Below are 2088 nucleotides of genomic sequence, written 5' to 3'. Positions count from 1 at the left end.
GGGGACTTTTCGCCGAGACCTGGCTTCCAAGGTAGGGCTTCCTGAAGAGGTTGGCCAGAGCAAAAACCCCTGACTGCCGCTCACGCCCCCGGCCGGCACAGTTGGGGGTTTGGCGGACCACCTGTATCCGCGGCCCACAAGATTGAATCAAAAAGTGAATCCATACACACCCACCGCCTCCCGAGGGGGTTATCCTCAAAATGCGTATCCAGTTGCGGGGGCATCCGGGCGGGGGCTAGGCGCACCTGCGGTGTGACTGCCGCGGGTCAGTTTCAACATTTGCATTCACACCGGGGAAACCCGGGCGGATTTCAAAGGAAACGAGCATGGGCCGTCGACACGCAGCAACTGACCCTAAGTATCCGCGCTGGGTTTGGGTCGCCACGGCGGCCACCGTAGCCCTTCTCATTATTGGCGGAGCATTCGTGCTGCGGACGCTGATCTTCCCTGCAGGCGAAGGACAGGGCGTGCCCTCAGCCGGCAACGGCGGCACTCCCCCAGCAGGCAACCCGTTGGCGCAGGACAGTCCTGCCGCCGTCGCCGGGGCCGCTCCCTGCATTTCCTTGAACATCCTCACTTCGCTGGAAAACGCCGAGACGGTCCGGGCGCTGGCCGCCGAGTACACCGCGAAACCACGGAGCGTGGACGGCAAATGTGTGACCCCCGCAGTGGCCCAGGAAAAATCGGGAGTCGCCGCCGGCAAAGTCGCCGCCGGGTTCCCCGGCGTTGCGGCCGGTGACAGGCCCTCTCTCTGGGTGCCGGACTCCTCCGCGTGGTTACGAATTGCAGGGGAAAGTGCCAACGGAAGCCCTGTGCCGCAAGAGGGCACCAGCCTGGCGCGGAGTGCCATCGTCGTGGCCGTGCCGGAGACGATGGTAGGTGCGCTCGGCTGGGACAGCACACCGCCGTCGTGGTCTGAGGTCTTCAGGATGGCCGAGGAGCAGGACGTCTGGGAGCGCCTGGGCCACGGCGAGTGGGGCAAGTTCAAGTTCGGCAAGGCCAGTCCCCTCGTCTCAACGTCGGGCCTGATGGCCCTTGCTGCTTCCTACGGTGCCGCCGGCGGCAGCGTGGGAGGCTTGGACGACATGGACCTGGACGCACCATCCCTGGTTGAAAAAGTGCGCGCCGTGGAACTGGGTACGAGCCATTACATGGCTACGCCCGAGCATTTCCTGTGGCACGCCAGGGAGGCTGACGACGCCGGGAACGTCTCGGAATTCCTCTCCGCCGTGATCGTGGATGAAAAATCTGTTTGGGATTACAACCGGGGAGTGGTCAGCGAAGACGGAAAAACAAAGCAGTCCGGTCCCGCCCCCAAGGAACCCCTTAGGGCCATTTACCCTGCGGACGGAGTCCACGTGGCCGACAGCCCTGCCGTCATCCTTGACGGGGACTGGGTGGGGAGCCAGCAGCGCCAGGCGGCCGAAGACTTCCTTGCCTTCGCAGTCACGGAACAGGGCCAAAACGTGGTCAAGGCGTCCGGGTACCGCAGTATCCAGGGCAAGCTGGATACTGAAGTAGCGGGAACCGGACGGTATGCCCCGACACTCCAGCCGCTGCCACTGCCCAAGGCTGAGGCGCTCGTCGCGGTGCAGGACAGCTTTCCCGAGGTCCGCAAGCGCGCAAGGGCCTTGTTCCTGCTGGACGTCTCGGAATCCATGGTGCAAGAGACCGGTGTGACCAAGCTACAACGGGCCAAGGACGCCGTCCGCAAGGCATTGGATCACTTCACGGGAGACGATGAAATTGGGCTAGCCGCTTTCTCCCAAGTAGGCGACGGCCCCTTGCTGCCGGGCATCGTCAGCCAGGTCGCCCCGCTGAAAACCAATAAAGAAGACCTCATCACTAAGCTCAACGAGCTCAAAGCCGTAGACGCTACGCCTCTTTTCGAAGCGGTGAGCCGCTTCGCCGGCGATCAGGCCAAGGACTACAAAGACACCTTCATCAACACCATCGTGCTTCTGAGTGACGGAAAAAACGACACCAACCACCCGGGTGACCTCGCCGGTATCTCCCAACAGTTGAGCCATCAGAACCACTCGACGCCGGTGCTCGTCTTTACGCTCGCCTACGGGCCCGACGCCGATA

General features: G+C 63.1%; 1 protein-coding gene. It reads left to right on the top strand.

Features of this window, described 5'->3' with window-relative positions; translation table 11 throughout:
- Positions 1-326: 326 nt before the first annotated feature.
- Positions 327-2088 (top strand): vWA domain-containing protein (locus tag AC5RWX_RS32735; protein ID WP_494100331.1); only part of this gene is annotated, 1762 nt, incomplete at its 3' end.

This window comes from Arthrobacter sp. SPT-J7 (assembly GCF_059089965.1).
The sequence above is the reverse complement of the archived record's forward strand: the minus strand, read 5'-3'. Positions and strand labels throughout refer to the sequence as shown.